Genomic DNA, 23,788 nt, shown 5'->3' on the forward strand with positions numbered 1-23,788 from the left:
TCTTCTGCGCGCAAAGTGACCGATGCACCCATTAGGGGGGACCTCGGTCATCTGAAAGCGGCAGCCAAAGCGATTGAAAGGAAAATCCCCTCAACCGTTTCTCAGACGAATGAAATGAGTGACCGAAAGCGGCAGCGGCGCCAGCAGCCTTGAGGGGGACCGCTGGCGCTCAGGCTGAACTTGGTCACCGCAGCGAGACGGCCCTATAAAGCTCCAGAGAGAGGCAGCACCGCTGCCGGGCGCAGAGTTAGCCCCTGTCCCGAAAAAAGGCGGAATCCATGCACTTCACCCAGAACACGCTCCTGCCGTCTCGCGCCGTCAGCGAGACGTTCAGCTCAGCACTACCGACTCTCACCAAGACCAACGATCTCACCAGATTTCGAGGGCTGGATCAGCACCGCCATACACTCACTGATCTGCTCCACCGACCTGCTCAAACTCAAAAATCAGCCCCCAGACCTACCCCGCAGCAATGCCGGCCTCCTCAAAGGTTCGCATCTCGCGCAGGGTGGCGGCGGCGCCGCGCAGCAGAGGAACGGCTAGCACGCCACCCGTTCCCTCACCGAGCCGCAGGCCCAGGTTAAACATGGGTTTGAGACCAAGGTGGTCCAGCTGGGCGCGGTGGCCGCGTTCGGCACACTCGCCAGCCGGAAAAAGAAAGTGGCGCAGTTTCGGATTGAGCGCTACGCCAATCAGGGCCGCGCTGCCCTCTACAAAGCCGTCCAGAATCACGGCGCGCCGCTCGCGCGCGGCTTGCAGCATCATCCCGAGCATGGCGGCAATCTCGTAGCCACCAAATTCGGCCAGCACGGCCAGCGGGTCCGTCACCGGGCTGCGCTCAAGGGCGGCGCGCACCACGGCCACCTTATGACTCAGGCGCTCGTCATCCACGCCCGTCCCGCGCCCAGTCACAGCTTCCGGCGCAGCCCCCAGCATCCGGGCTGTGATGGCGGCAGCCGGTGTGGTGTTGCCAATCCCCATCTCTCCGGGAATAAGAAAGTCCGCGCCGTCCTCAATGGCCTGCCGGGCGACGCGCGCTCCGGCCAGAATCAGCTGCCGGGTTTCCTCTTCGGTCATGGCGCTTTCCACCCGCAGGTTGCGGCTGCCGCGCCGCAGGGCGGCCCGGATGAGGCCCGGATGGTCCGGCAAATCGGCATTGACGCCTGCGTCCATGACGTATACGCGCGTACCAGTGGCGCGGGCAAGGGCGTTGACGGCCGCGCCCCCCGGACCAGCTTCCGTTTCGGCCAGGAAATTGGCGAGCATGGCGGGGGTCACCTCTGGCGGATAGGCGCTCACACCCTCGCAGGTCACGCCGTGGTCGCCGGCGGCCACGATGACGGCGGCCCCCTGGGCGTGCGGGCGCTCCGTGCCAAACACCCCGGCCAGCCGGATGGCCAGCGCTTCCAGGTCGCCCAGGGCACCGCGCGGCTTGGTGAGCTGGTCCTGGCGTTCGGCGGCCCGCGCCAGAGCGTCGGGGCAGGGGTCGGGAAGGTGGTCAATCAGGTCACGCAGCGCGCCAGCGGTATGGGGATAATCGGCAGTCATACTCAACCTCTCAGTTTCAGGGGAAGGCCGCTGACCAGCAGCCAGGCTTCATGACTGCTGGCCGCGCAGGCCTGATTGGCGCGGCCCAGCACATCGCGGTAGCGCCGGGCCAGCGCATTGTCGGGCACGATCCCGAGGCCCACCTCGTTGGTCACCACGATGCTCAGGCCGGGGCGGCTCAGGGCGGCGTCCAGCAGGTCCGCCGTGGCGCTGGCCAGGTGGTCCTCGGTCCAGTCGGCCAGCAGCAAGTTGCTGACCCACAGGCTCAGGCAATCAATCAGCACCACAGGCGTCTGGACGTCTTGAAGGGCTGCTCTCAGGTGCACCGGCTCCTCGACAGTCAGCCACCCGGCGGGGCGGTCGGCGCGGTGGCGGGCAATGCGGTCAGCCATCTCGCCGTCCAGGGCCTGAGCAGTGGCCAGGTAGGTGACGGGCAGACCTGACCCGGCCGCCAGTCCTTCGGCAAAACGGCTTTTGCCACTGCGCGCGCCGCCCGTCACGAAGATGAGGCGGCCCGGCCGAGTGTCTGCCTCAATCACAGCAGCCCCCGCACAAAATCCCAGTCCATGCTGGCTTTGACCTGAGCGGCGATGGCGTCCAGGCGCGCGTCAAGGCTGTCGAGTTCACGCGGCGCGGGCAGCCCAGCCCAGCCGAGAAAGCGCTCCAGATAGGCCGGGTTTTCCAGCAGGCCGTGCAGGTAGGTGCCGCGCACGTTCCCCTGACGCCACAGCCGCCCAGGCACTAATTCCTGCACCTGCGGCCCGCTGCGAGTCTGCCCGTGGTGAATCTCGTAGCCGCTCAGGGCGTACCCCGTTTCGGGGTCGGTGATGTCTGTGTTCAGGGTGGTCTTGTCAAGAGCGAAGTCGGTGTGCAGGTCCAGCAGGCCCAGGCCCGGTACAGAGGCGCCGCCCTCTACACCCAGGGGATCGCTCAGGGTCTGGCCGAGCATCTGAAGCCCCCCGCACACGCCAAACACGGGCAGCCCCTGCCCGGCGAGGCGCGTGGTGGCCGCCGCCAGACCGCTTTCCCGCAGCCACCGCAGGTCGGCTGCCGTGCTTTTGCTGCCAGGGAGAATGACCGCCCGCGCCCCTTCCAGCTCGGCTGGGGTGGACACCCAGCGCGCCCGCTCGCCCAGCGGCGCAAACTCGTCGAGATTAGACACGCGCGGCAGGCGGGCGATCGCCACGAAGCCTGCGGACGGGTCCAAGGCCACGCCAGACCGGTCCAGCGCCACCCCATCTTCCTCGGGGAGCGGGATGTGCAGCCACGGCACCACGCCCAGGGTGGGCACGCCGGTCTGCGCCTGAAGCCACTCGGGCGCGGGCGCGAGCAGCCGGGCGTCTCCCCGGAAGCGGTTGAGGATAAAGCCCTTGAGGAGCGTGCGTTCCTCAGGGGTCAGGCAGTGCCAGGTGCCCAGCAGATGCGCGAACGCGCCGCCCCGGTCAATGTCGGCGGCCAGCAGCACGCTGGCCTGGGCCTCAAGCGCCACCCGCATATTCACGATGTCGCTGCTTCTCAGGTTCACTTCGGCGGGACTGCCCGCCCCCTCAATGACGACCAAGTCGTATTCGGCCAGCAGGCTGTGAAGCGCCTGCTGCACGAAGGGCCACAGGCGGGGCTTGCGCTCACGCCAGGGCAGGGCGGTGATTTCAGGCTCCACCCGCCCAAGCAGCACCACCTGACTGCGGGTATCGGCTTCCGGCTTGAGCAGCACCGGGTTCATGCGCACGTCGGGCACCACCCGCGCGGCGCGGGCCTGGACCAGCTGGGCGCGGCCCATCTCCAGGCCTCCGCCGGCCTGACCGTGCGGCGTCACCCCGGCGTTGTTGCTCATGTTCTGGGCCTTGAACGGCGCGACCCGGTAACCCTCATTGGCCAGCGCGCGGCACAGCGCCGCGCACAGATACGATTTTCCGGCATTGCTGGTGCAGCCCTGCACCATCAGCGCGCGGCCTGGACGTTTACTCATGTGTCTCCCCTCCCAGCGCTTGCGAGGACTCTGCCGGGGCCAGCACGGCCCTGAGCGCCGCCACCAGCGCCGCGTTCTGCTCGGGACGGCCGGTGCTGACCCGGATGCAGTCCGGCAGGCCGTAGCTGGCGCAGTCACGAACCTTGATGCCGCGTGCCCACAACTGGCTGGTGACCGCCGCGGCCTCCCCTACCCTGAGGGTCAGAAACGGTGTGCCGTGATGCTCGACCTCACCGAGGGCCCGCAGCTGGCCCGCCAACTGGGCGGCGCCCGCCTGCACCTGCGGCAGAGTCTCGTCCAGAAAGGCCGAGGCGCCCGGCAGCCGTTCCAGCAGGGCAGCTGTTCCGGCGCTCAGGTGCCAGGCCGGGGCCAGGTTGTCGAGCCGGGCACACAGGGCGGCACTGGCCAGCGCGTAGGCGGGCCGCGCGCCCACTAGGCCATGCGCCTTGCCGGGGGACAGCAGCCGGAGCACCTGTGGGTGGGCGGGGGGGGGGTCCAATGCCGTGAAGGGGGCGTAGGCTTCGTCCACCACAATCAGCGTGCCCTGCTCCTCGGCGCGGCGCAGCACCAGAGGCCAGGCCGAAGCCGGCAGGGTGCGCCCGGTGGGATTGTGCGGCTGCCCCACATAGAGCAGCGCCGTGTCTGCTGGCCACGGCCGGGTCAGGTCGTCCAGCACAGACAGCGGGGACCGCGCCAGCGCCACCGCCCGCGCCAGCTCCCCGAAAGGCGCGTGCAGGCTCAGCACCGCCGCCCCTGGGGGGACCAGCGCCCGCACGCAGCGGTGAAGCAGGTCGGAGGCCCCGGTGCTAAGGGCCACCTGCGTAGGCGTGGTGCCGTGCCAGGCCGCCAGCGCCGCGCGCACCACAAAGTAGGTGGGGTCGGGGTACTGGGCGTGGTCGGCGTCCCTGACCGCCTGGAGCAGGGCAGGATTGGGGCCAAACGGATTGCTGTTGACGCTGAAATCCAGCCCGCTGAACGGCACCTGCCCGGGGCCACCGTGCGCCGCGCGGGGCAGCAGCGGCGGTAGGGGGGCCTGGGTCAGGCGGGTCACCGGGTCACCGGGCGCCTGCGTTGGTGCGCCGGCCAGAGCAGCAGCGCGGCCGTGGCCAGCATCAGGCTGCCGCGCGCCAGCACTAGGGCGTGGGCAATATCGCTGTGGTGCGGAGGGCGACCCGCCCCGTTCAGCACGTACAGCGGTTGCCCCACCGCATCCCATTTGTCCAGGCGCAGGCCCAGCGCCCCGGCAAAAGCGCTCATGGGGTGCCCGGCGTTGGGACTGAGGGGCGCGCGGCGGTCGGCGGCCCACACGCGCCAGCCGCGCCCACCAGCCGCCGCCAGGGTACACAGGGCCGTCAGACGTGCCGGCAGGAGGTTCAGCAGATCGTCGGCCCGCGCCGCCGCCTTGCCGGCGTCTTCCAGGTCGGGCGTGCGGTAGCCCCACATGGCGTCGGCGGTGTTGGCATAGCGGTACACCGCTGCCAGGGGCAGGCCGCCTACGCGGTAGGCCAACAGGGGGGCCACCACACTGTCCGACAGGTTCTCGGCCAGGCTTTCGATGCAGGCTCCCGCCACCTCACTGGCCGTGAGGCCGCTGGTTTCCCGGCTAACAAGGTGCCACGCCAGCAGTCGCCGGGCTTCGGGCAGGTCGCCGCCCTGGAGGGCGCGCTGCACCTCCTGTGCTGCGTCAAACAGCGCCTTCCGCGCCAGCAGCGGCTTGAGGAGCACCCCTTGCAGTGGCCAGGGCAGTGCCGTCCCCAGCGTCGCCACTGCGCCGGTCAGCAGCGCGCCGCCCAGCCAGGACCGTGCGCCTTCCTCCAGCTGTCCCCGTGGGGTGGTGGCCGTCCAGGTCCGGCGCGTCCGCTTCAGAAAGCGGCCCATCCAGACGACCGGATGCAGCGCGGCGGGCGGCTCGCCCAGGGCGTCAAGCGCCAGGGCCAGCAGCAGCGCGGGGCGGCTCATCTCGCGGCCTCTGCGCAGCGCTGGACCAACCGCCGCGCCATGGCGGGGTCCGCCGCGTAATGCAGGTGGAGGTAACTGGCGAGCACGTTGCCCCGCGCGTACCCCTCGGTCACCTCTTCGCCGCCCCGGCCAGCAAACTGGTAGGCGGGATGGGTCGGCGGGTGGGTCAGGTGCGAGTAGTGGAATTCGTGGCCGCGCACGCCCGCGCCGGCCGGGCACAGCGGAGACTCCTGCAGGACCTGCGCGTCACGGTAACCCAGGGTCAGCGAGGACGCCATGCGGGTGCGGTAGGGCACCACCCCGCACATCGGCCACGTCTCCCCCTCGGTCTCCAGGTGCTCGGCGAGGTACATCAGGCCGCCGCATTCCGCCACGACTGGGAACCCAGCGTCGGCAAAAGCGCGCACACTTTGCCGCATGGCGACGTTGGCACTCAGCCCGGCGGCGTGCACTTCGGGGTAGCCGCCGCCCAGCAGCAGCCCCGAGCTGCCCGGCGGCAGGCCAGCATCCCGCAGAGGGCTGAACGGCACCAGTTCTGCGCCGGCCAGCCTCAGTTCATCCAGCGCGTCCGGGTAGTAAAAATGAAAGGCCTCGTCCAGCGCGTAGGCGATGCGAACGCGCGACGTGGGAAAGGTCAGGGCTGGCGTGCTGACATGTCCCTCGTCGCCGCTGGGGCTGACACCGGCCGCTTCCCACAGGTCGTCCAGCCGCAGGTGGGCTACAGCGCTCAGGGCGGCGGCCTCATCCCAGTGGGCTTGCTCGGCACTCAGGAGGCCCAGGTGGCGTGCGGGCAACTCCAGGTGCGCGTCGCGGGAGACGTGACCCAGGACCGGCAGCCCCACCTGGGTCAGGGCCACCTCGCACAGCTCGGCGTGCCGGGCGCCGCCCACCCGGTTCAGGATGACCCCCGCCACCCGGAGCCCTGGCCGGAAGTCGCGCAGGCCTGCCGCGAGGGCCGCCACGGTGCGCGCCATGCCGCCTGCGTCAATCACGAGCACCACTGGGGCGTCCAGCTGACTGGCCAGGTCGGCCGTGCTGTGTTCATCGCTGTGCGGGTCACGGCCGTCGTACAGGCCCATAACGCCCTCGATCAGCGCAAAGTCCGCCCCCGCCGCTGACCGCTGGAACAGGGCTTTCATGCGCGTCTGTGACAGCAGAAACGTGTCGAGGTTGCGTGCCTGCCGTCCCGCCGCGCGGCTCAGGTGGGTCGGGTCCAGGTAGTCGGGGCCAAATTTATACGGCTGAACCGTGAGGCCACGTCCGCGCAGCGCCAGGCACAGCAGCGCCGTGACGGTGGTTTTGCCACTGCCGGAGTGCGGCGCCGCAATCACCAGCCGCCTCATGGGGTCTCACAGGTCGCCAGGCCCACAGTCAGTACTCGATGCCCAGTTGCCCGCCAATCCCTGCGGCGTAAGCATGCTTGACCGGCTGAATCTCGCTCACCGTATCGGCCAGGGCTATCAGCTCTGGCAAGGCGCCCCGGCCGGTAATCACCACATGCAGCCGGGGGTCGCGGGCCCGCAGCGCAGCTTCCACCTCGGCCCACTCCACCCAGCCGTATTTCAGGGGATAGGTGAACTCGTCCAGAACGATCAGGTCGTAGTCGCCCGACAGCACCGCTTCCCTGGCGAGGGTCCAGCCGTGCGCCGCCAGCTCCGCGCTGTTTTCGAGGTCGCGTGACCGCCAGGTCCAGCCGTCGCCCAGCCCCTGATAGGGCAGCTGGAGCGCGTCCAACGTGCGGTGCTCTCCAAATTTTGCAGTGTCGTGCTTCAGGAACTGGAACATCTTGACGCGCAGGCCACGGCCGTGCGCCCGCATCATCAGGCCCAGCGCGGCGGTGGTCTTGCCCTTGCCCTTGCCGGTGTTCACGATAATCAGGCCGCGCCGCCCCTTGCTCACCCCCTCTTTCTTGCGGTAGGCGTCGCGCTGCTCGGTCAGCTCGCGCATGGCCCGCTCGCGGCGTTCCTGGGTGGACTCGCCGGGCATAGAATCGCCCGTCATTTCAGCGCCTCGGGGTGCAGCCAGCGAATCAGGCTGCGCAGCGCGGTGACGAGGTTCGGGCCGGGGCGGCTGAGGGCGTCACGCTCTTCGGGCGTGGGGTTAAACACCTGACCAGAGGACACGGCGCGCAGGCTGCTCCAGCCGGGGCGCCGGCGGGCTTCGTCGAGGGTCAGGCCTACCATGACCTGCGGATCACTTTTGACAATCAGTTCCGGGTCCAGTTTGGGAAAGTTACCCAGCCGCGCGGGCACGATGGTCTGGCCGCCCGCCTGGCTAATCAGCACCCCAATAAAGGAGTTGGGGCCCACCGAATAGGGCGAGGGGTCAACCTCGTAGTAGGTGCTGACCTTGGGGCGGCCGATCACCAGTTGCTGCAGGCCATTCAGGTCACTGCGCATGCGGGTGACCAGGCGGGTGGCGTTGACCTCGCGGTTGGTGAGTTTGCCCAGAGTGGCGATCTTCTCGAAGACTTCCTTATAGGTCTGGGCGGTGCCGCCGTAGACCGTCAGGCCCGCCGCCGCCAGTTTCTCGGTCAGGCGCGAGCCGCTGGATTCGTCGGCCAGGACGAGGTCGGGTTTCAGGGCCGCGATGGCTTCGAGGTTGGGCTGATAGGCGCTGCCCACCTTAGGCAAGCGGTCAACGAGCGCCTTGGGGGCGTTGCTGTAGAGGTCCACTGCAATCAGCTTGTCGGCGGCCCCAATGGCCTCCAGGGTCTCGGTGTGGCTGGGCAGCATCGAGATGATTCGCCGGGGCTCGGCGCGCAGGGTGACCGTGCGTCCCAGATCGTCGGTGACCGTTAGCGGATATCTGGTGGCCGACGCGCCCGACAGGGTTGCCGCGGCCAGCACAGCCGTTAGATTCAGGCTCCAGCGAGCAGGGGTAGGGACAGGGGAACGTAGGTGGGGCATGAAAAGCTCCGGCGTGCGGGGCGAAAACAGGCCACCTGTGCGGGCGCACGAAACAGAAAAACCCGCCAGGGCCTGGGGCCGGAAAGCAGGTCGCGTTCATGCGTAACTGCGGCCCTCTGACAGCGAGAGGTGCCCCGCCGTGAGGCGAGACGTCCCTGAGAGGCATTCGGGCTGACAGGCGAAAAGTGTATTCCGCACCTGATTACCGCTGCGCGACAGCGCCGGACTGGGCCGCTCGGAGAGCAGACCTTCACCGGACTTCCCCTGGCTCAGGTGCCCCGAGCCTATCAGACGGATTCCGAGACCACAGCTTGCGAAGACGGTTGAAGCCGAGCGGTACGGGTTCTGCGTCATGACCGCACAGCGCAGAAGGGCGCCGTCTGCGCCTCCACGCGGCGAAATCGGCCGTTGTTCTCGCCCTTTTGTGAAGCTCTTCGAGGCTGCTGCGACGCTTTTCAAGGCCACTTGATTCCATTGGAGGCTGTACGAGGCGCGCAGAAGTCCAGCGGGTTCCAGGCGCACAAATTCCATGCTGATGTGTGGAAGTTATCTCAGCCGGCGCAGCGCATGCGGTTACGGTGCTTCGGGCGGCACCAGCGCGACCAGCCACCACGCTGCCTCGCCGCCATCCACCTCGCCCCGGTCCAGGGTGACCCGCGTGCCCGGCGGCGTGACCACCGCGTTCAGGCCCAGGGTGACTCGCAGAGCGGCTTGCAAGCTGCCCGCATGGGCAAAGGCCAACACCTCGCCGCTGCTGGGCAGGGCGTCCAGCCAGTGCCGCACCCGCGCGTGAAAGGCGCGCCCCGTCTCGCCCCCCGGTGGGCCGCTGCCCGAATCAGGGTCGGCCAGGGCCTCTATCCAGGTGCGTGGCGCGGACCCGTGGCGGGCTTCCAGCTCAGCCCAGGTCAGGCCAGCCATCACCCCAAACTGCGCTTCGGTCAGCTCGGGAGCGGGGGCGGCGTGAGGAAAGCCGGCCAGCGCCGCTGTCTGCCGCGCCCGCAAGCGCGGGGACGCGAACACGGTCGCTCCCTCATTCACAGCGCCGCGCAACTTCAGAGACCGCGCCAGTGCCTCTCCGGCGGCGGAGAGGGGGGCGTCATCGTGTGCCAGTGGATAGCGGCCCTCGCGGTTGCGGGCCGTGGGCGCGTGCCGCACCAGATGCAGCCGCAGGGTCACGCCCGGCCCCAGGCATAGGCCCCCAGCGCCCCCAGTTCGGCGGCCACCACCACCAGGCCGTAGATGTCGCCGCTCAGCCCACCTCCCAGGCGCCCGGCCGCAAACCGGGCCGCCAGCCAGCCACCGGCGCCCGCTGCCAGCGCGGCCTGCCAGCCTCCGGGGAGCAGCAGCACCGGCACGGTCAGCAGCAACGGCACCCAGCCTGCGCCGCCGCGCGACTGCCCGCCCAGGCGACTGCTGCCCGCCACCGGGAAAGCGTTCATGACGCCCCACATCACCGCGCGGCCCAGCACCGCCGCCACCACAGCGGCGTAGGCGGGCAGACCCGCACCCAGCAGACTCCACAGCAGCAGCAGGGCCAGTACCCCCGTGGCCAGCCCAAACGCCCCGACATGCACGTCGTGCATGATTTCCAGGCGCCGTTCCGGCGAACGCGGCGCCAGCAGCGCGTCGGCGCTGTCCACCAGGCCGTCAAAGTGCATCAGGCCAGTGACCGCCAGCCAGGCCCAGACGGCCAGCGCCGCCTGCACGTTCGCCGGCAGCGGGAGGGGCAGCCACAGCACCAGGGCGGCGGCACCCCCCACCAGATACCCCACCAGCGGGTAATAGGCGCTGGCCCGCCGGAACTCCTGGGCGCCCACGTTCCCTGGGTCGGGCAGAGGAATGACCGACAGAAAGGTGATGGCCAGCTGAGCCGCCCGCCACTGTGTCCAGAACCTATGCAGCCAGAACCCACGCTTCACGCCGCCTGTTTTACACGACGGCGAGGGAGAAGGCCTACTTCACGGCCAGAGCAACCTCAGCCGCAGTGCAGCGGGCGACTGGCCATGCAGGCTGAGCCGCAACCGCCAGGTTCGTTGGATCGTCAGCAACGCCCCTTCATTCCGTCAGCGCGGCGGCCTCTTTCGCTGACTTCCTCCATTGGTCTGCCAAGCGGTTGAGGGTGAACTGGCCGCTCCGGTTTGCGCAGCGACGACGCGCGAGACCATCCTCACCGTCCCTTGAACTCGATGACGCCCTTATTCATCTCCAGTTTCCCTGAAGCGTGTAGCACTGGGCTGCGCTCCGTGCCGAAGCTGGAGTAGCGCTCCAGATGACTGATCTTTGCCTGCGCGCCCGTCAGGTCGATGGCCGACAGGGCCACCCAGAACGAGAAGTGGTTGCGGCCCAGCACCGGCGCCGTGACCTCCTGGCCGAGATCATCCGTGAAGATGGTCATGGGCTTGTAGCTGGCAAACGACCCTGCCCCGTTTGACACGGCGCTGTACGCCGCGAACACCACATGGGCCAGTTCGTCCGGCCGGTGAATCACCGCCGTTTCCTGACCTGCTTTTCGGCTGTCGCCCGAAAGCGTGATGTACGGGGGCCTCCTGGACGCGCCCTGCTCGCGGTAGTACACCTTGCCCGTGGTTCCATCTTTAAGGACATAAAAAGCGTAGAGATCCAGGTCGCCCTGACCGGCCCACTGCAGAGTGATCGTAATTTTCTTGCCTTTTTCGATGTTCACGCTGGCGTTTTTCTTCAGGCTGACCTGACTTGCAGGCGCAGCTGCTGCCGGCGCCGGGGTACGGGCGGCGGGCGGCGCACTCAAACCCAACGTTTCCCATTTCTTCCACCAGGCCGCAAATTCACTGAGCAGCTGACTGTAGAGCTGCTCGTCGTCCAACTGGTCAATGTCGTCGGCGGCGAAGAACCCGGAGTTGTCGAGTACCCGTCCCTGCAAGGTATCGAGCCTGGCCAGCACCCCGTAATCTGCCTGGCCCAGGCCGACAAACTGCCAGAACAGCGCCTCGGAGGCGGTGCTCTTGAGAATCTTCTCGATCTTCCGGCTGGTGCCGCTGTCAATGCCGCCGTCTGTGACGAACAGCACCAGGGTCGGCAGAACAGGTAGGCGCGCGGCACGGTCCTCTGCGGCGGCTTCCCGGTGCACCCCTAGCACGTCCTGCATCACCGGGGGCTCATTGTTGCCGTAGCCGATCTGCTTCACGGCGGGCACGACGCCCATCAGCTGAGGCATCTGCGTGCCCGCCACACCCAGCACACTGTCCTCGTCGAGGTCGCCCATGCGCGCAAACCGGCTGGCGTAATACCAGAACTCCATGGCATTGTTGTCGTCCAGACGGGCCGCAACAGGAATCAGCCGTTCGAGCGTCTCCTGAACTGTGCCGCGGCTGTAGAGCTTCCCCATGCTGCCAGAAGCGTCCATCACGACCATGACCCGCGCCCTGAGGCCGCTGATCCCTGTCCGGGTCAGCACCACACCAACCTGCTGTTTGCGCAGGTCAACCTTGCTGGCGGGCGCTGGCACCGCCGGAGGCGCGGGCGGAAATACAGTGGCCAGCGGTGGCGGGGCCGGTTCTTCCTCGGCCACCTCTCCACCAAAGGACCTCACCAGCGCCGCCATGCCGCCGTTAAAGCCCTGTTCTACCGCCGCGACGCGCCACGCCCCCTGGTGCCGGTAGATCTCCACCAGCATGACGGCCAACTCAGCGCCGCCGGGGGTCAGCATGAACTGCTGAGGGTCCCCCACCGACGGCGTGATCGTCACCTGGCCGCGCCGCAGGCGGCCAATCGGCTGCGAGTCGCTTGTGGCACACAGCACCAGGCGTGAGATCCACTCTGGCAGCTGGTCGAGGTTCAGCGTGAACTGCACGTCTCCAGGCGCGGCGGTCATACGCACTTCCCCGCGCGGTGAAGCGGGCTGATTGAAAAAGACAAGGTACTGGTCATCCACGATGGTGCGGGCGTCATTCAGCGCGAACAGACTGAGGTCAACGTCTGGGTGGTCCAGTGCCGCGTGCAGGGTCAAGGTCAGGCCCTGACCCTGGGCACCCAGGGCCAGGCGCTGCCCCTTGAGAAGTACGGTCATGTGCTCTCCTTCAGAGCGCTGGCGGCGCGCATATGGCCTCGCCAGCCTCTCTCCTGCTTCAGTGTAGTGATTCCGAGCAGGCACCCTGGCCGCACATGGGGACCGCTTGCAGGCGGGGCGCCCGCCTCAGCCTCCGCAGGTGACCACATTGACTCGCCCGCCGGCCCCTCGACAGGCCAGTGGGCAACAGCACTGTCAAACCGGGTGCAGGTCCTGAACTGCCCCGCCCAGAGCCTGGGCCAGCTGCGCGGCGCGGCTGAGGCGGACGTGGCCGCTCTCGGTGTTGACCACTGTGCAGGGGTGACCTCTGAGGCTCTGGGCCTGCTCCAGCGCGTCTGTCCAGGCGTCGCTGCCAGGGTGAAGCGGCACATTGGCCCGCCCGTCGGTGAACACCACCAGTTCCGCACCCGGCTGGGCACGCAGGACGGTGCCGGCCAGGTGCAGCGCGTGGGCCAGGGGCGTGCGCCCGCCCGTGGGGACCGAGCGCACCGCGTCTTCGGCCTCCTGACGGTCGGCCGTCCAGTCCAGCCGCAGGTCGGCCCCACTGCCCCGGAACGTCACCAGCGCGGCCCGGTCACGCCCACCGCCGCCGGCCAGCAGCGCCAGCATGGCCCCTTTCAGGGCGCCCATGCGGCCGGCAGCCCCCACGCTGCCGCTGGCATCTGCCACAAACAGCACCCGGCGGCCCGACTGCACCTCTAAGACCGGCGCGTGAAAGTCCTCGCGGGTCAGGTGAAAGTCACCCGGCGCCCCCCGTTGCAGGGCGCTGCGCAGGGTGGCCGGCAGGTGCAGCCGACCGGCCTGTGGGTCCGCCACCGTGCGGACTACCCGGCCTGGCTGCGCTCCGGCTGGCTGACGGCCCAGCGCCGTGTGATGCAGTGTGATGGGCGCGGCGGGCGCAGGCGCGAAGATGTCCTCGGGCGCGGCGTCTGGAGGAGCCTGAGCCGGGTCCGGCGGGGGTGGCGACGGGTCCTCACTGGGCGGCGCAGGGGGAGATGGCGGGGGCGGCGGAACGGCGGCGCGGTGGTTCAGCACCAGGGGGGCCACCACCTCCACGTCGGCCCACTGCACGGTCAGGCGCCCCTGGAGTGCCGCGTGGGCGCGGGCGGCGCGGTGCAGCACCAGATCAGCCCGCAAGCTGGCGACCCCAGCACGCAGCACCACCGCCGACAGCTGGCTCAGCAGGTCGTCTGGCACCTTCACCTGTGCCCAGGCCTCGCGGGCCCGCCGCAGCTGAGTGGCCAGCCGCTCTTCTTCCCCGGCCCACTGCGCCTGAAACCCCTGAGGGTCCGTCTCAAAGGCCATGCGGCGGCGCAGAATCTCTGCCCGCTGCTCGGGCTCGCGGGGGGCCAGAACATCCACGCACAGCCCAAAGCGGTCCAGAAACTGTGGGCGCAGCTGCCCCTCCTCGGGGTTCATGCTGCCCACCAGCGCAAAGCGGGCCGGCTGCTCGGCGCTGAGGCTGTCGCGCTGCACCCGCACCACACCCATGGCAGCGGCGTCCAGCAGCACGTCTACCAGATGGTCGGGCAGCAGGTTGACTTCATCGATATACAGCAGCCCGCCGTGGGCCTGCGCCATTAAACCCGGCTTGAGCCGCGCCGCGCCCCTCAGGGCAGCGTCCAGGTCCAGGGTACCGACCACGCGGTCCTCGGTGGCGCCCAGCGGCAGGTTCACGAAGGGGCCGCCGCCCGGCAGCAGGGCCGCCAGCCCCCGCGCCGCCGTGCTCTTGGCTGACCCCTTGTCACCCCGAATCAGGACCCCGCCGAGGGCCGGGCAGACGGCCACCAGTGACAGCGCCAGTAGCAGGTGAGGCTGGTGCGCCACCGCACAGAGGGGGTAGGCCGTCATGCCGGCGCCCCGCAGGCCACCCGGAGCACGGTGATCTCGAAGGTCCAGCAGTAGCGCCATCCCCCAGCTTCCTGACGCAGATACGGCTTGAGGGCGGCCAGACTCTGGGCCTCAGAAAGCGGCAGGCGGGCGAAGGTCAACATCTCAGCCGTGGTCGTAAACGTCAACTCCCGACTCTCTGTGATGGCCTGCGCTGTCACAGGCCAGCCCAGGGCCTCAAGCGCTTCCCGCAGCAACCGCGCCCGGCCCGGCTTAGGGGTGCCGGCCAGTGCGCGGCGCAGTTGCACGTGTGGACTGCCCACGCCGTCGTCTTCGAGCAGATACAGCGCGTGGCGGCTCAGACGCCGCAGGGTTTCCAGGGCCGGGCGCAGTTCGGGCTGATACGCCAGCGACCAGGCCGCCAGAACGGCGTCATGGACCGGAACCTGGTCGGGCGCCTCCTCCAGAGAACAGCACACGGTCCTCAGGTGGGGCGGTGCCCCCCTGGCCCGCAGCTGGGCCAGCATGTCCGGCGAGTAGTCCAGGGCAGTCGCCTGGGCCACCGCCCCCACCAGCGGCAGCAGCAGGCGGCCCGTGCCCGCGCCCACGTCCAGCAGGCTCCAGGTCCTGTGCAGGTCGCCCCGCAGCCAGCTCACCGTGTTGGGCAGCGCCGGCTGGGTGTGGTCGTAGTCGGCGGCCTTGGCCTGCCAGAAAGCGAGGTCGCGGTCGGGCCTGTAGCGCTCCGACCGCGCCGAGAGCACCAGGTCGCGCCAGCGGGTCAAGGGATCAGCGGGCACGTTCACCGCGTTCCTCCAGCAGCCCTTCACTCTCGGCCAGCAGGCTCTGCAAGGCCAAGAGCGTCTCGGGCTGCGGGCGCCACATGCCGCGCCCCTCGGCTTCCAGCAGGCGACTGGCGATGGCGTTCAGCGCCCACGGGTTGCTCTGACGCAGGAAATCCTGATTCTCGGGGTCCAGCGCGTAGGCCTGGGCGACGCCCTCATACATGAAGTCGTGGGCGAGGTCAGCGGTGGCGTCAAAGCCAAACAGGTAGTCCACAGTGGCCGTCTGCTCCAGCCCGCCTTTGTAGCCGTGCCGGCGAATCCCGTCAAGCCATTTGGGATTCACCACACGGCTGCGGTAGACACGCAGCGCCTCTTCTTTCAGGTCGCGCACCCGCGCCCGCTCGGGGTTGGCGCTGTCCCCAAAGTAGCCGCGCGGCTGCACGCCGCTGAGGTGCCGCACCGACGCCATCATGCCGCCGAAAAACTGCAGGTAATCGTCGCTGTCAAAAATGTCGTGTTCGCGGTTGTCCTGGTTGTGCAGCACCAGCTGCGTCTGTGCCAGGCGGGCGCGGAAGTCCTCGCGGGCGTCGGCCCCCTGTTCGGCGGCGGTGTAGGCGTATCCGCCCCAGTTCACGAACACCCTGACAAAGTCGGCGTCGGTTTGCCAGTTGCCCTCCTGAATGAGGTCGAGAATGCCCGCCCCATAGGTGCCGGGCGCACTGCCAAACACGCGGTACGTGGCGCGCGCCTCGGCTTCTTCTGGGGGCAGGTCCAGGAGGCGGCCTTCCAGTTCGGCCAGGTAGTGCCGGCGCGGAAAGTTCTGGTCTGGGTCCTCGTCGGCGTGCATGGCCAGCCGAAAAGCCTCGTCCAGCAGGTGAATCAGGTGCGGGAAAGCGTCCCGGAAAAACCCACTGATCCGCACGGTCACGTCAATGCGCGGGCGGCCCAGGTCCTCCAGGGCAATGAGTTCGGCGCCCTCCAGCCGGCGGCTTTGCGGGTGCCACAGGGGGCGCACACCCAGCAGCGCAAAGATCTGGGCGATGTCGTCTCCCTGCGTGCGCATGTTGCTGGTGCCCCACACACTGATGGCGACGTGTTCCGGGTACGCCCCGCCGGTTTCCTGCCGGTGGCGCTCCAGCACTTCGCGCGCCAGATTCTGGCCCACCGCCCAGGCCGCCTGCGAAGGCACCGCACGCGGGTCCACGGCATAGAAGTTGCGGCCGGTGGGCAGGATATGCGCCTGACCGCGTGACGGTGCCCCGCTGGGCCCGGCGGGCACATAGCGCCCGGCAAGGCCCAGCAGGAGGTTGGTGATTTCCTCCTCGGTGCGGTCAAGGTGGCGGTTCAGGTCACGGCAGGCGTAGTCCAGCGTACGCGGCACCGTGCCGTAGCCCTCCCGCACGCCCAGGGTCAGAGCCAGGACCTCTGGAATGGCCGCCGGGTCAAAGTGCCGGTCCTGCAAGGTCTGGTACAGATGCAGGCCGAGTTCGTCCAGCAGCTCCAGCGCATCTGCGTTCGTCTGCACCGGCTGACCGGCCAGGTTGTTCAGCGCCGTGTCCGCCTGGCGGCGCTGACCGGGACTTCCCAGCAACTCGGTGAGGTCAAGGCCAAGAAGGTCGGCCAGACCGGCGTGCAGGCCCGGCACCTCGGCGTTGGCCAGGCGGGTCAGCGCCCGCAGCATCTCCGGGCGCTGCTCGCCCTGGGGGGCCAGCCCCAGCGTGTGCAGACCGTCCCGGATCTGCGCCGCACCCAGCTCGCACAGATAGCCGTCAATGTCTTCCAGCAGGTGCGCCACGTCCGACCCACTCATCTCGGCGATGGTGGTGGGCACGCCATCCTCGGTCTCGGTTTCGTCCCACTCGTGGACGTGGTCACCGTGGTCGCGGCGCAGCATGGTGCCCAGGTCGGTGCCCAGGTTGGCCTGCTGCACCAGGTCCCAGATCTGGCCCTGGAGGAGCGGCAGCTTGCTGGGGTCAAGCAGTTCGAGCTGGTAGTACTCGTCCACCAGCCGGGCGAGTTCGGCCAGGGGGCCGTAAGTATCTGCGCGCGTCAGAGGCGGGGGCAGGTGGTCGAGAATGGTGGCGTGGGCGCGGCGTTTGGCCTGGGTGCCTTCTCCGGGGTCGTTGATGACAAACGGGTAGAACAGCGGCAGGTCGCCCAGCAGGCTGTCTGGAAAACAGGTTTCAGAGAGCCCCACGCCCTTGCCAGGCAGCCACTCCAGCGTGCCGTGCTTGCCGACATGAATCAGGGCGTCGGCGCCAAAGCCGCCCAGCACTTCCGGCTCCCGCAGCCAGCGGTACAGGGCGTGGTAGTGGTGGGTAGGCGGCAGGTCCGGCGTGTGGTAGATGGCGTCGGCGTCCATGCCGTACCCACGCGGGGGTTGCAGCGCCACGAACATCTTCCCGAAAGTCAGGCCCGCCAGGCAAAGCTGGCCCTCATGCACGTATGCCTCGCCCGGCGCCTTGCCCCATTGCTCGGTCACGCGCCGCTGCTGAGAGGCGGGCAGCTCAGCAAACCAGGCCCCGTACTGCGCCGCCGGAATCCTGACGGCGGCCCGGGCCAGTTGCCCTGGCGTCATCACAGTCTGGTCGTAGTTGCTCCGCTCGATCAGGTCGTGCATCAGGTCATCGGACTGTGCTGGCAAGTCGCCCACGTCGTAGCCATCAGCCTTCAGGGCGCGCAGCACCCGCAGCAGCGACGCCGCCGAGTCCAGCCCCACCGCGTTGCCCACCTGCGACGCCTTACTGGAGGAATTGGTAAAAATAAACGCCAGCCGCTTCTCGAAGTTGGCCTTGTGCCGCAGGCGGGCCAGCCGGAGGGCCGTTCCGGCCAGCCGCGCGGTGCGCTCCGGGTCGGCCACCTGCCGCCGGACCTCGCCCTCCTGCTCCTTGAACGCAAAAGGCACCGAGATAATGCGCCCGTCAAACTCGGGAATGGCGACGTTCATGGCGGTATCCAGAGGGTTCAGGCCGCGTGAGCTGGTCTCCCAGGGGCCGCGTCCGCCGCCCAGCGTCACGCCCTGCACCACCGGCACCCCCAGCCGGGCCAGCGCCGAGACGTTGTCCCCCGCCGCAGTGATCCCGCCCGCGTTCACGTCGGCCATGGCAAAAGAAAGGGTAGTAATGAGGGCGGAAATGAGGGGCCGCCCCAACTGCTGGTCATCTGTAGCCTGAAACAGCGCGAAGGCTTTGGGGTTCCCGGCGCCGTCCACGTCTTTCAGGGACGTGGTGAAGACTGGCAGGGCATCCGCACCCGCCTCGTCCAGCGCCTCAATGAGCGTGTCGATAAAGGCGGTGTTGCCGCTCAGCGCATGCGCGCGGTAAAAGAGGACACCAATGGCCGGACGCTGGGGGTCGTGCCAGCGCTCCCAGTCGGCCAGGGTGGCGTTCTCAGGCAGTTGGGGGTGGTACACGCCGTGTTCCGGCAGGGCCAGGGGCGGCTGGGCGCCGTACCCGGTCATCCGCAGGGTGTCCGAGAGCGACAGAAGCAGTTCGCGGGTGTTCTGCCAGCCGCTGGCCGCCAGGTAGCCCAGCGCCGTGTCCAGCGTGTGCGCCGGCGCCAGAGACAACCGGGCCAGTTCGGCGTCCGGCTCGTTGGCGCCACTGACCAGCAGCAGGGTCTGGCCAGCCCGGCGGGCGTGCGAGAGCAGCAAGTCCATGCCCGGCATATTCCTGATCTGGCCGTGCAGGCGGGCGACCACCACCTCGGCCTTGCCCACGGCCCCACCCAGCAGGCTGGCCATCTGCGCGTCGCTACGGATGCCCCCCAGCAGGGCGCCGGTCACCGGGCCAAAGTCGTCTGGCAGGATGTCTTTGGCTGCCCGCAAGTTCAGCAGGTCGGTGTCGGCATGGCTGAGCAGCGCAAAGCCGTGCAGGTCACCGGGCGTCAGGGGTGCGGCCGCCTGCGGCTGGCCCACACCTTGGCCACTGGCGGCGTCCCAGGTGTAGTAGTTGAAAGTGTACTCCACCAGTTCCGGCGGCACGGGCAGGGCGCCGTCCGCCTCCAGCATGGCGCTGATGTAGTCGAAGATTGCCACCACCAGCCACGGGTCGTTGACCGAGTGAAACCACACGTCCTGGCCGTCAAAGACCAGATGCGCCACGTTGCTCAGGGGACAGGGTCCCAGACAGCCGCTTTTCGTGAGGTGCACCTGATGGCGCAGCTTGCGGCGTGTCCACTCCTCTTTGTAGGTGTCTACCGGCGCGGCCGCATAGCCCCGGTCGGTGCGGCCGCAGCAGCATCCATGAAAGCAGTAACTCAGGTGGCCGCGCTTCCGGACCACATTGATGGTGCGCCCATCGGCGCGGGTGACGCGCTGCCGCGAGCCCGGCGAACGGGGAGAAGATTTGGACGTCACAGCCGCCCTCCTTTCAGGTGAGCGAACAAGGCTTCTGGCGTCGGGAACAGCGGCAGGCCGGTCTGGCTGTGCAGGGCCACCAGCCACGGCTGACGCAGATGACAGCCGCGCAGCAGGGCCGCGTCACGGAACACCTCCGCTGGGGCGCCGCTGGCCTGCACCTCACCGCGCCCCAGCAGAAAGACGTGGTCAGACACGGCATAGATAAAGTCTATGTCGTGCGAGGACACGATCAGGCGTGTGCCGCCATCCCGCAGCCGCCCCAGCAGGTCAATCATGTCCTCTGTCATGGCGGGGTCCAGGCCGGCGGTGGGCTCGTCGAGCAGCAGCACGTCCGGGCGCAGCGCCAGGGCCCCGGCCAGCGCCACGCGCTTTTTCTGGCCGTAGGAGAGGGAATGCACAGCTTTGTGGCGCAGGGCCTCAGTGCCGGTAGCGCGCAGGGCCCCCTCCACCCGCTCCTGAATCTCGGCGTCGGGCAGGCCCAGGTTGCGCAGAGCAAAGGCCACGTCGTCGGCCACGCGGGCGTAGAAAATCTGCCGGTCCGGGTCCTGAACAACCAGCGTCACGCGCTGGCGGTAGGCGTCCAGCGCGCTTTTTTTGTAGCCCAGCGGCTGCCCCTGAAAGCGCACCTGGCCGCCGCTGGGTTTCAGGAGGCCCAGCAGATTCAGAAACAGGGTGCTTTTGCCGGCGCCGTTCGCCCCGATCAGGGCCGTCACAGCCCCCAGGCCGAAATCCAGACTCACGCCCCGCAGCGCCTGGGTGCCGTCGCGGTAGGTGTAGCTCAGGTCGTGGGTGGACAGAAGTGGGGCACTCATACGGACTCCGATCGAATCGAGCGTTCTGCTCGATGAAATCCGAGCGGAGCGAGAAGGGAAAGATGCGGATTTTGCGATATGGAAGCGCAGACGGCGCCTTTCTTTGCTGTGCTGCAATGAAGCGGAATCCGCATTACAGGTGAAACTCTCCCCGGTAGAGCTTGAGGTCCAGGGCCCGCTGCCAGCCCCCGTAACTGTTCATGACACGGGTGAACAGCAGGCCTGCCAGCGCCGCCGCCGAACGGATCATGACCCTGGGGTTCCGCTGCCCAAATTTCAGGTCGCTCGCCTGCCGCATGGTGTCCAGTTCCTCGGCAAAGATGGTTACGAAGCGGTAAACCAGGATGGTCAGTTCAGTAAATTCACGCGGCACCTTCAGGCGGTGCAGCAGCCCGGCCCACTGGTAGACGGGCGTGGTCAGCGCAATGAAGTACGTGGTGCTGATGCCCGAGAGACTGCGCGTAAAGAGCAGCAGCGCGGCGTCCACGCCCGATTCACTCAGGCCGACAAACCCCCCGCCCAGCGGCACCGCCCACAGCAGCGGCTCTGGCGAGCGCGTGACGCTGAGCGCGACGGTCAGCAGGCTCAGCGCGATGAACGATGCCGGAATGGTGTACAGCCGCAGGTAGGGCCGCAGCGGAATACCCGCCGCACCGACCGTCAGGGTGGCCATGACCAGCAGCACCAGGGCGTGCACGGCGGGCGAGTCCAGCGAAATGACGACCAGCAGCGCCCCCAGCCCGGCGCCCACCTTCCAGGCCGCCGGCAAGGGCGCGAGGCGGTTGGTCTGGGCATACTGGTCAAGCTCAAACATGGAGCGTCACAACTCGGCGTCCCGCACTTCCGGCGCTTCACTGCCGCGCCCCCTCCGGCGCCCCTGCTGATACCCGAGGTAGTAAAAAATGACACCTGCTCCCAGCGCTGCCTGCAAGGCAAAGAGCAGCGACTCAATCTCGCCGCTGGCCGGCTCAATGAGGGGAGAGGCCCACGGTTTGTAGGTCTTGTCAATCTGCGTGATGGCTGCCTCGGCCTGCCCATCGGCGCCGCCAAATTCGGCGCCTTTCAGGAACACGAGCGGCAGGATCACCAGGGCGGCAATACACAGCACGATGGCCAGTCGGCCCAGTGGGGTCAGGTTAGCTGAGGGCTTCACGAACAGCCCCCTCGCCCTCGAATTCAACGACTTTATCCAGCACCAGCACGGTCAGCAGCCCCTCGGCAATGGCAATCGGGATCTGCGTCAGCGCGAAGATGCCCAGGAATTTCAGGGTGGACGCCGCTACGCCACCTGCCGGGTCAGGAAACACCAGGCCCAGCTGCACAGAGGTCACCACGTAGGTCAGCAGGTCGGCCAGCGCCGCAGCGGTAAAGATGCTGACATTGCGGTTCGCCCCTGCCCGCTGCAGGACGCGCCAGACCGCGTAGGCCACGAAAGGCCCAGCCACCGCCATCGAAAAAGCGTTGGCGCCCAGCGTGGTCAGGCCGCCGTGCGCCAGCAGCAGCGCCTGAAACAGCAGCACAATGACCCCTAGCACCACCATCGGCAGCGGACCAAAAAGAATGGCGCCCAGGCCCACCCCGGTCGGGTGCGAGCAGGACCCCGTCACCGAGGGCAGTTTCAGCGCCGAGAGCAGAAAGACGAATGCCCCGGCCAGCGCGAGCAGCAGCTTTTTCTCGGGATGGTCGCGCATCATCTGCCGCAGCCGCCGCAAACCCAGAACAAAAAAGGGCACGGTGATGACAAACCACGCCAGGGCCCATTCCCTGGGAAGAAAGCCTTCCATGATGTGCATGGCCTGCGCCTGCGAGCCGAGCAGCAGCGCGGCGGCGCCGCTCAGGGCCACCACCTGCCGCCCCCTGAATTGAGGTCTGAACACCCAGTTCTCCTTAGGTCCCGCGCGTCTGGTGAAAGGCTTTAGAGCGGAAGACGCAACACTCCGCTCCAGCCGGGGCCAGAGCGGAATGCGAGAACACTGGAAAGGGTCAGGCAAGGCTCATGTCGTGGCCCTCTTTTGGCGAGAGGTGCAGAGCCAAGTAGGCTCCGCGTCCCTGAGAGGCATTCGGACTTAAGAGGCAAAGCCTCCATTACCGTTGCGCGACAGTGCCGGAATGTGCGTGGAGCGCAGTCACCGGACTTCCCCTGACTCAGGTCGAAAAAGTCTAGCACCGGGCCAGCGCGGTCAGGTGATTCGGCGCTTGTGCTGAGATCGAAAGGGAGCGACTCTGTAATGTCTTTGGTTGGCTCGGGTGTTGAGCCAAGCGGCAGAGCGTCAGAGGCTCACTCTTTCTAGATCGGAACAGCACGAGCTTACGCCCATTCTTGGAGGGCTCGGAAGGATGTTGGCCGACTCTTCCAGTGGAGGCTCTTACCGCCTGCCAAGTTGAGCGTCCGGCCCTCCACTCTGCATCCACCGACCAACTCGCCTCTAAACAGCGAAAGAAATAGGCTTTCCTCCTGTGAAGGGCGCGGGCCTGGCAGCCAGCCTTCAGTCCATTAGCGGTTCAGAAACCGCTGCCGCACCAGCGTCAGCAGCGCGTCGCCCGTGGGGTCGCCCGAGGTCTTGAGCGCCGTAAAGGCCTCGCCGGACGCCGAGGTCCGGGTCCGAAAGGCGGTGATCTCCCCTGACACCACCCGCGCAATCACCTGCGCGACCTCCTGCGGCGTCTGCCCCACGGCCACCGGCCCGCCGCCCGCCCGCGCCTGCTCCATTAGCGTCACCATCGGGGCCAGGTAATCGTCCAGCACTGGCCGGTACACCTCGTCCAGTGGCCCCGGCGATTCTTCCAGTCCGGCCAGCACTGTGGTCAGAAAATTGGTGGCGATGGCGCCAGGCTCGACAACCTGCACCCGGATACCGAAATACGGCTCCAGATAGGACGCCAGGCTTTCGCTCAGGCCTTCGACGGCAAACTTTGCGGCGCAGTACAGGTCGTTCAGCGGCTGCCCCACCAGCCCACCCACCGAAGTCACGTTGACGATTTGCCCACGTCCAGCCGACCGCATGACAGGCAGCACCGCGCGCACACAGCGGATGACACCCAGCAGGTTGAGGTCCAGCACCTGCTGCACGTCCTCGTCACTCGCCTGTTCGGTGGCGCGCACCAGGCCGGCCCCAGCGTTGTTGACCAGCACGTCCAGCCGCCCGGTCTCGGCAACAATGCCCTGGACACAGGCCCGCACAGAATCGTCTTGCTGCACGTCGAGCGTGCGGATATGGACCGTCACCCCCTGCTCCTCTGTCAACTGGCGCAGCGTCCCGGCACGTTCTGGATTTCGCATGGTGGCGTAGACGTGGTGACCCGCCGCTGCCAGTTCAAGGGCGGTGTGAAGGCCCACGCCGCTGGACGTTCCCGTGATGAGGATAACTTTGCCCTCGGTCGTCATCGTTGTCTCCTTCGTGTGGCCTTTGGTGCAAGGAGCAGCCAGTGGCCCAGTTCTTGAGAAGCTAGTGGTAAGCCCTGCTCCGCCCACGGTACGCCGAACAGCTCTCCGGGATGTCGAGCTGGAGGCCCCTCCGGGAAAACTGAGATTGGCCCTGAGCACACGCCCTCGTTTCAGCTTCTGGTGAAGGCG

At 68.0% G+C, this 23,788-nt stretch carries 19 protein-coding genes; all 19 read right to left on the minus strand.

Going from position 1 to position 23,788, the window contains the following annotated elements; translation table 11 throughout:
• Positions 1-459: 459 nt before the first annotated feature.
• Positions 460-1,548, minus strand: a complete 1,089-nt coding sequence (gene cobT / locus K7W42_RS03025; RefSeq protein WP_224572146.1) for a nicotinate-nucleotide--dimethylbenzimidazole phosphoribosyltransferase — start codon at positions 1,546-1,548, stop codon at positions 460-462.
• A 2-nt stretch (positions 1,549-1,550) separates the two neighbouring features.
• Positions 1,551-2,087 carry a bifunctional adenosylcobinamide kinase/adenosylcobinamide-phosphate guanylyltransferase gene (cobU, locus tag K7W42_RS03030; protein ID WP_224572148.1) on the minus strand — a complete coding sequence of 179 codons (537 nt, stop codon included), beginning with the start codon at positions 2,085-2,087 and terminating at the stop codon, positions 1,551-1,553.
• On the minus strand, positions 2,084-3,490 hold the full coding sequence (locus tag K7W42_RS03035; RefSeq protein ID WP_224572304.1) for a cobyric acid synthase: 1,407 nt from the start codon (positions 3,488-3,490) through the stop codon (positions 2,084-2,086). The genes cobU and K7W42_RS03035 overlap by 4 nt, the downstream gene beginning before the upstream one ends.
• Positions 3,491-3,509: 19 nt before the next feature.
• Positions 3,510-4,568 (minus strand): pyridoxal phosphate-dependent aminotransferase, encoded by a 1,059-nt coding sequence (locus K7W42_RS03040; protein ID WP_224572150.1) that lies wholly within the window; start codon positions 4,566-4,568, stop codon positions 3,510-3,512.
• Positions 4,565-5,476, minus strand: coding sequence for a CobD/CbiB family cobalamin biosynthesis protein (locus K7W42_RS03045; protein WP_224572152.1), 912 nt, complete (start codon positions 5,474-5,476; stop codon positions 4,565-4,567). The genes K7W42_RS03040 and K7W42_RS03045 overlap by 4 nt, the downstream gene beginning before the upstream one ends.
• Positions 5,473-6,819: a cobyrinic acid a,c-diamide synthase CobB gene (locus tag K7W42_RS03050; RefSeq protein ID WP_224572154.1), complete on the minus strand. Its 1,347-nt coding sequence runs from the start codon at positions 6,817-6,819 to the stop codon at positions 5,473-5,475. Before K7W42_RS03050 ends, K7W42_RS03045 begins: the two co-directional genes overlap by 4 nt.
• 28 nt (positions 6,820-6,847) lie before the next feature.
• Positions 6,848-7,477 (minus strand): cob(I)yrinic acid a,c-diamide adenosyltransferase, encoded by a 630-nt coding sequence (gene cobO, locus K7W42_RS03055; protein ID WP_224572157.1) that lies wholly within the window; start codon positions 7,475-7,477, stop codon positions 6,848-6,850.
• Complete coding sequence (locus tag K7W42_RS03060) at positions 7,474-8,385, minus strand: ABC transporter substrate-binding protein (RefSeq protein WP_224572160.1); 912 nt, start codon at positions 8,383-8,385, stop codon at positions 7,474-7,476. The genes cobO and K7W42_RS03060 overlap by 4 nt, the downstream gene beginning before the upstream one ends.
• A 573-nt stretch (positions 8,386-8,958) precedes the next feature.
• Complete coding sequence (locus K7W42_RS03065; RefSeq protein ID WP_224572162.1) at positions 8,959-9,561, minus strand: histidine phosphatase family protein; 603 nt, start codon at positions 9,559-9,561, stop codon at positions 8,959-8,961.
• Entirely contained in the window at positions 9,558-10,304 is a 747-nt protein-coding gene (locus K7W42_RS03070; protein WP_224572164.1) for an adenosylcobinamide-GDP ribazoletransferase, read from the minus strand. The genes K7W42_RS03065 and K7W42_RS03070 overlap by 4 nt, the downstream gene beginning before the upstream one ends.
• Before the next feature lie 248 nt (positions 10,305-10,552).
• Positions 10,553-12,430 carry a VWA domain-containing protein gene (locus K7W42_RS03075; RefSeq protein WP_224572166.1) on the minus strand — a complete coding sequence of 626 codons (1,878 nt, stop codon included), beginning with the start codon at positions 12,428-12,430 and terminating at the stop codon, positions 10,553-10,555.
• Positions 12,431-12,625: 195 nt separating this feature from the next.
• Positions 12,626-14,281 (minus strand): VWA domain-containing protein, encoded by a 1,656-nt coding sequence (locus tag K7W42_RS03080; RefSeq protein ID WP_224572168.1) that lies wholly within the window; start codon positions 14,279-14,281, stop codon positions 12,626-12,628.
• On the minus strand, positions 14,278-15,063 hold the full coding sequence (locus tag K7W42_RS03085; protein WP_224572171.1) for a class I SAM-dependent methyltransferase: 786 nt from the start codon (positions 15,061-15,063) through the stop codon (positions 14,278-14,280). The genes K7W42_RS03080 and K7W42_RS03085 overlap by 4 nt, the downstream gene beginning before the upstream one ends.
• Positions 15,047-19,399, minus strand: coding sequence for a cobaltochelatase subunit CobN (gene cobN, locus K7W42_RS03090; RefSeq protein WP_224572173.1), 4,353 nt, complete (start codon positions 19,397-19,399; stop codon positions 15,047-15,049). The genes K7W42_RS03085 and cobN overlap by 17 nt, the downstream gene beginning before the upstream one ends.
• Positions 19,396-20,214, minus strand: a complete 819-nt coding sequence (locus K7W42_RS03095) for an energy-coupling factor ABC transporter ATP-binding protein (RefSeq protein WP_224572175.1) — start codon at positions 20,212-20,214, stop codon at positions 19,396-19,398. The genes cobN and K7W42_RS03095 overlap by 4 nt, the downstream gene beginning before the upstream one ends.
• Before the next feature lie 133 nt (positions 20,215-20,347).
• On the minus strand, positions 20,348-21,028 hold the full coding sequence (gene cbiQ / locus K7W42_RS03100; RefSeq protein WP_224572177.1) for a cobalt ECF transporter T component CbiQ: 681 nt from the start codon (positions 21,026-21,028) through the stop codon (positions 20,348-20,350).
• 6 nt (positions 21,029-21,034) lie between these two features.
• A complete protein-coding gene (locus K7W42_RS03105; protein WP_224572179.1) occupies positions 21,035-21,367 on the minus strand; it encodes an energy-coupling factor ABC transporter substrate-binding protein in 333 nt (110 codons plus the stop codon).
• The gene (locus K7W42_RS03110) at positions 21,351-22,091 is read right to left on the minus strand and encodes an energy-coupling factor ABC transporter permease (protein WP_224572181.1); all 741 of its coding nucleotides are present in this window, start codon (positions 22,089-22,091) and stop codon (positions 21,351-21,353) included. The genes K7W42_RS03105 and K7W42_RS03110 overlap by 17 nt, the downstream gene beginning before the upstream one ends.
• Before the next feature lie 617 nt (positions 22,092-22,708).
• Positions 22,709-23,599, minus strand: a complete 891-nt coding sequence (locus tag K7W42_RS03115) for an SDR family oxidoreductase (RefSeq protein WP_224572183.1) — start codon at positions 23,597-23,599, stop codon at positions 22,709-22,711.
• Between the last annotated feature and the right edge of the window lie 189 nt (positions 23,600-23,788).

This window comes from Deinococcus betulae (genome assembly GCF_020166395.1).
GTDB classification, from domain to species: domain Bacteria; phylum Deinococcota; class Deinococci; order Deinococcales; family Deinococcaceae; genus Deinococcus; species Deinococcus betulae.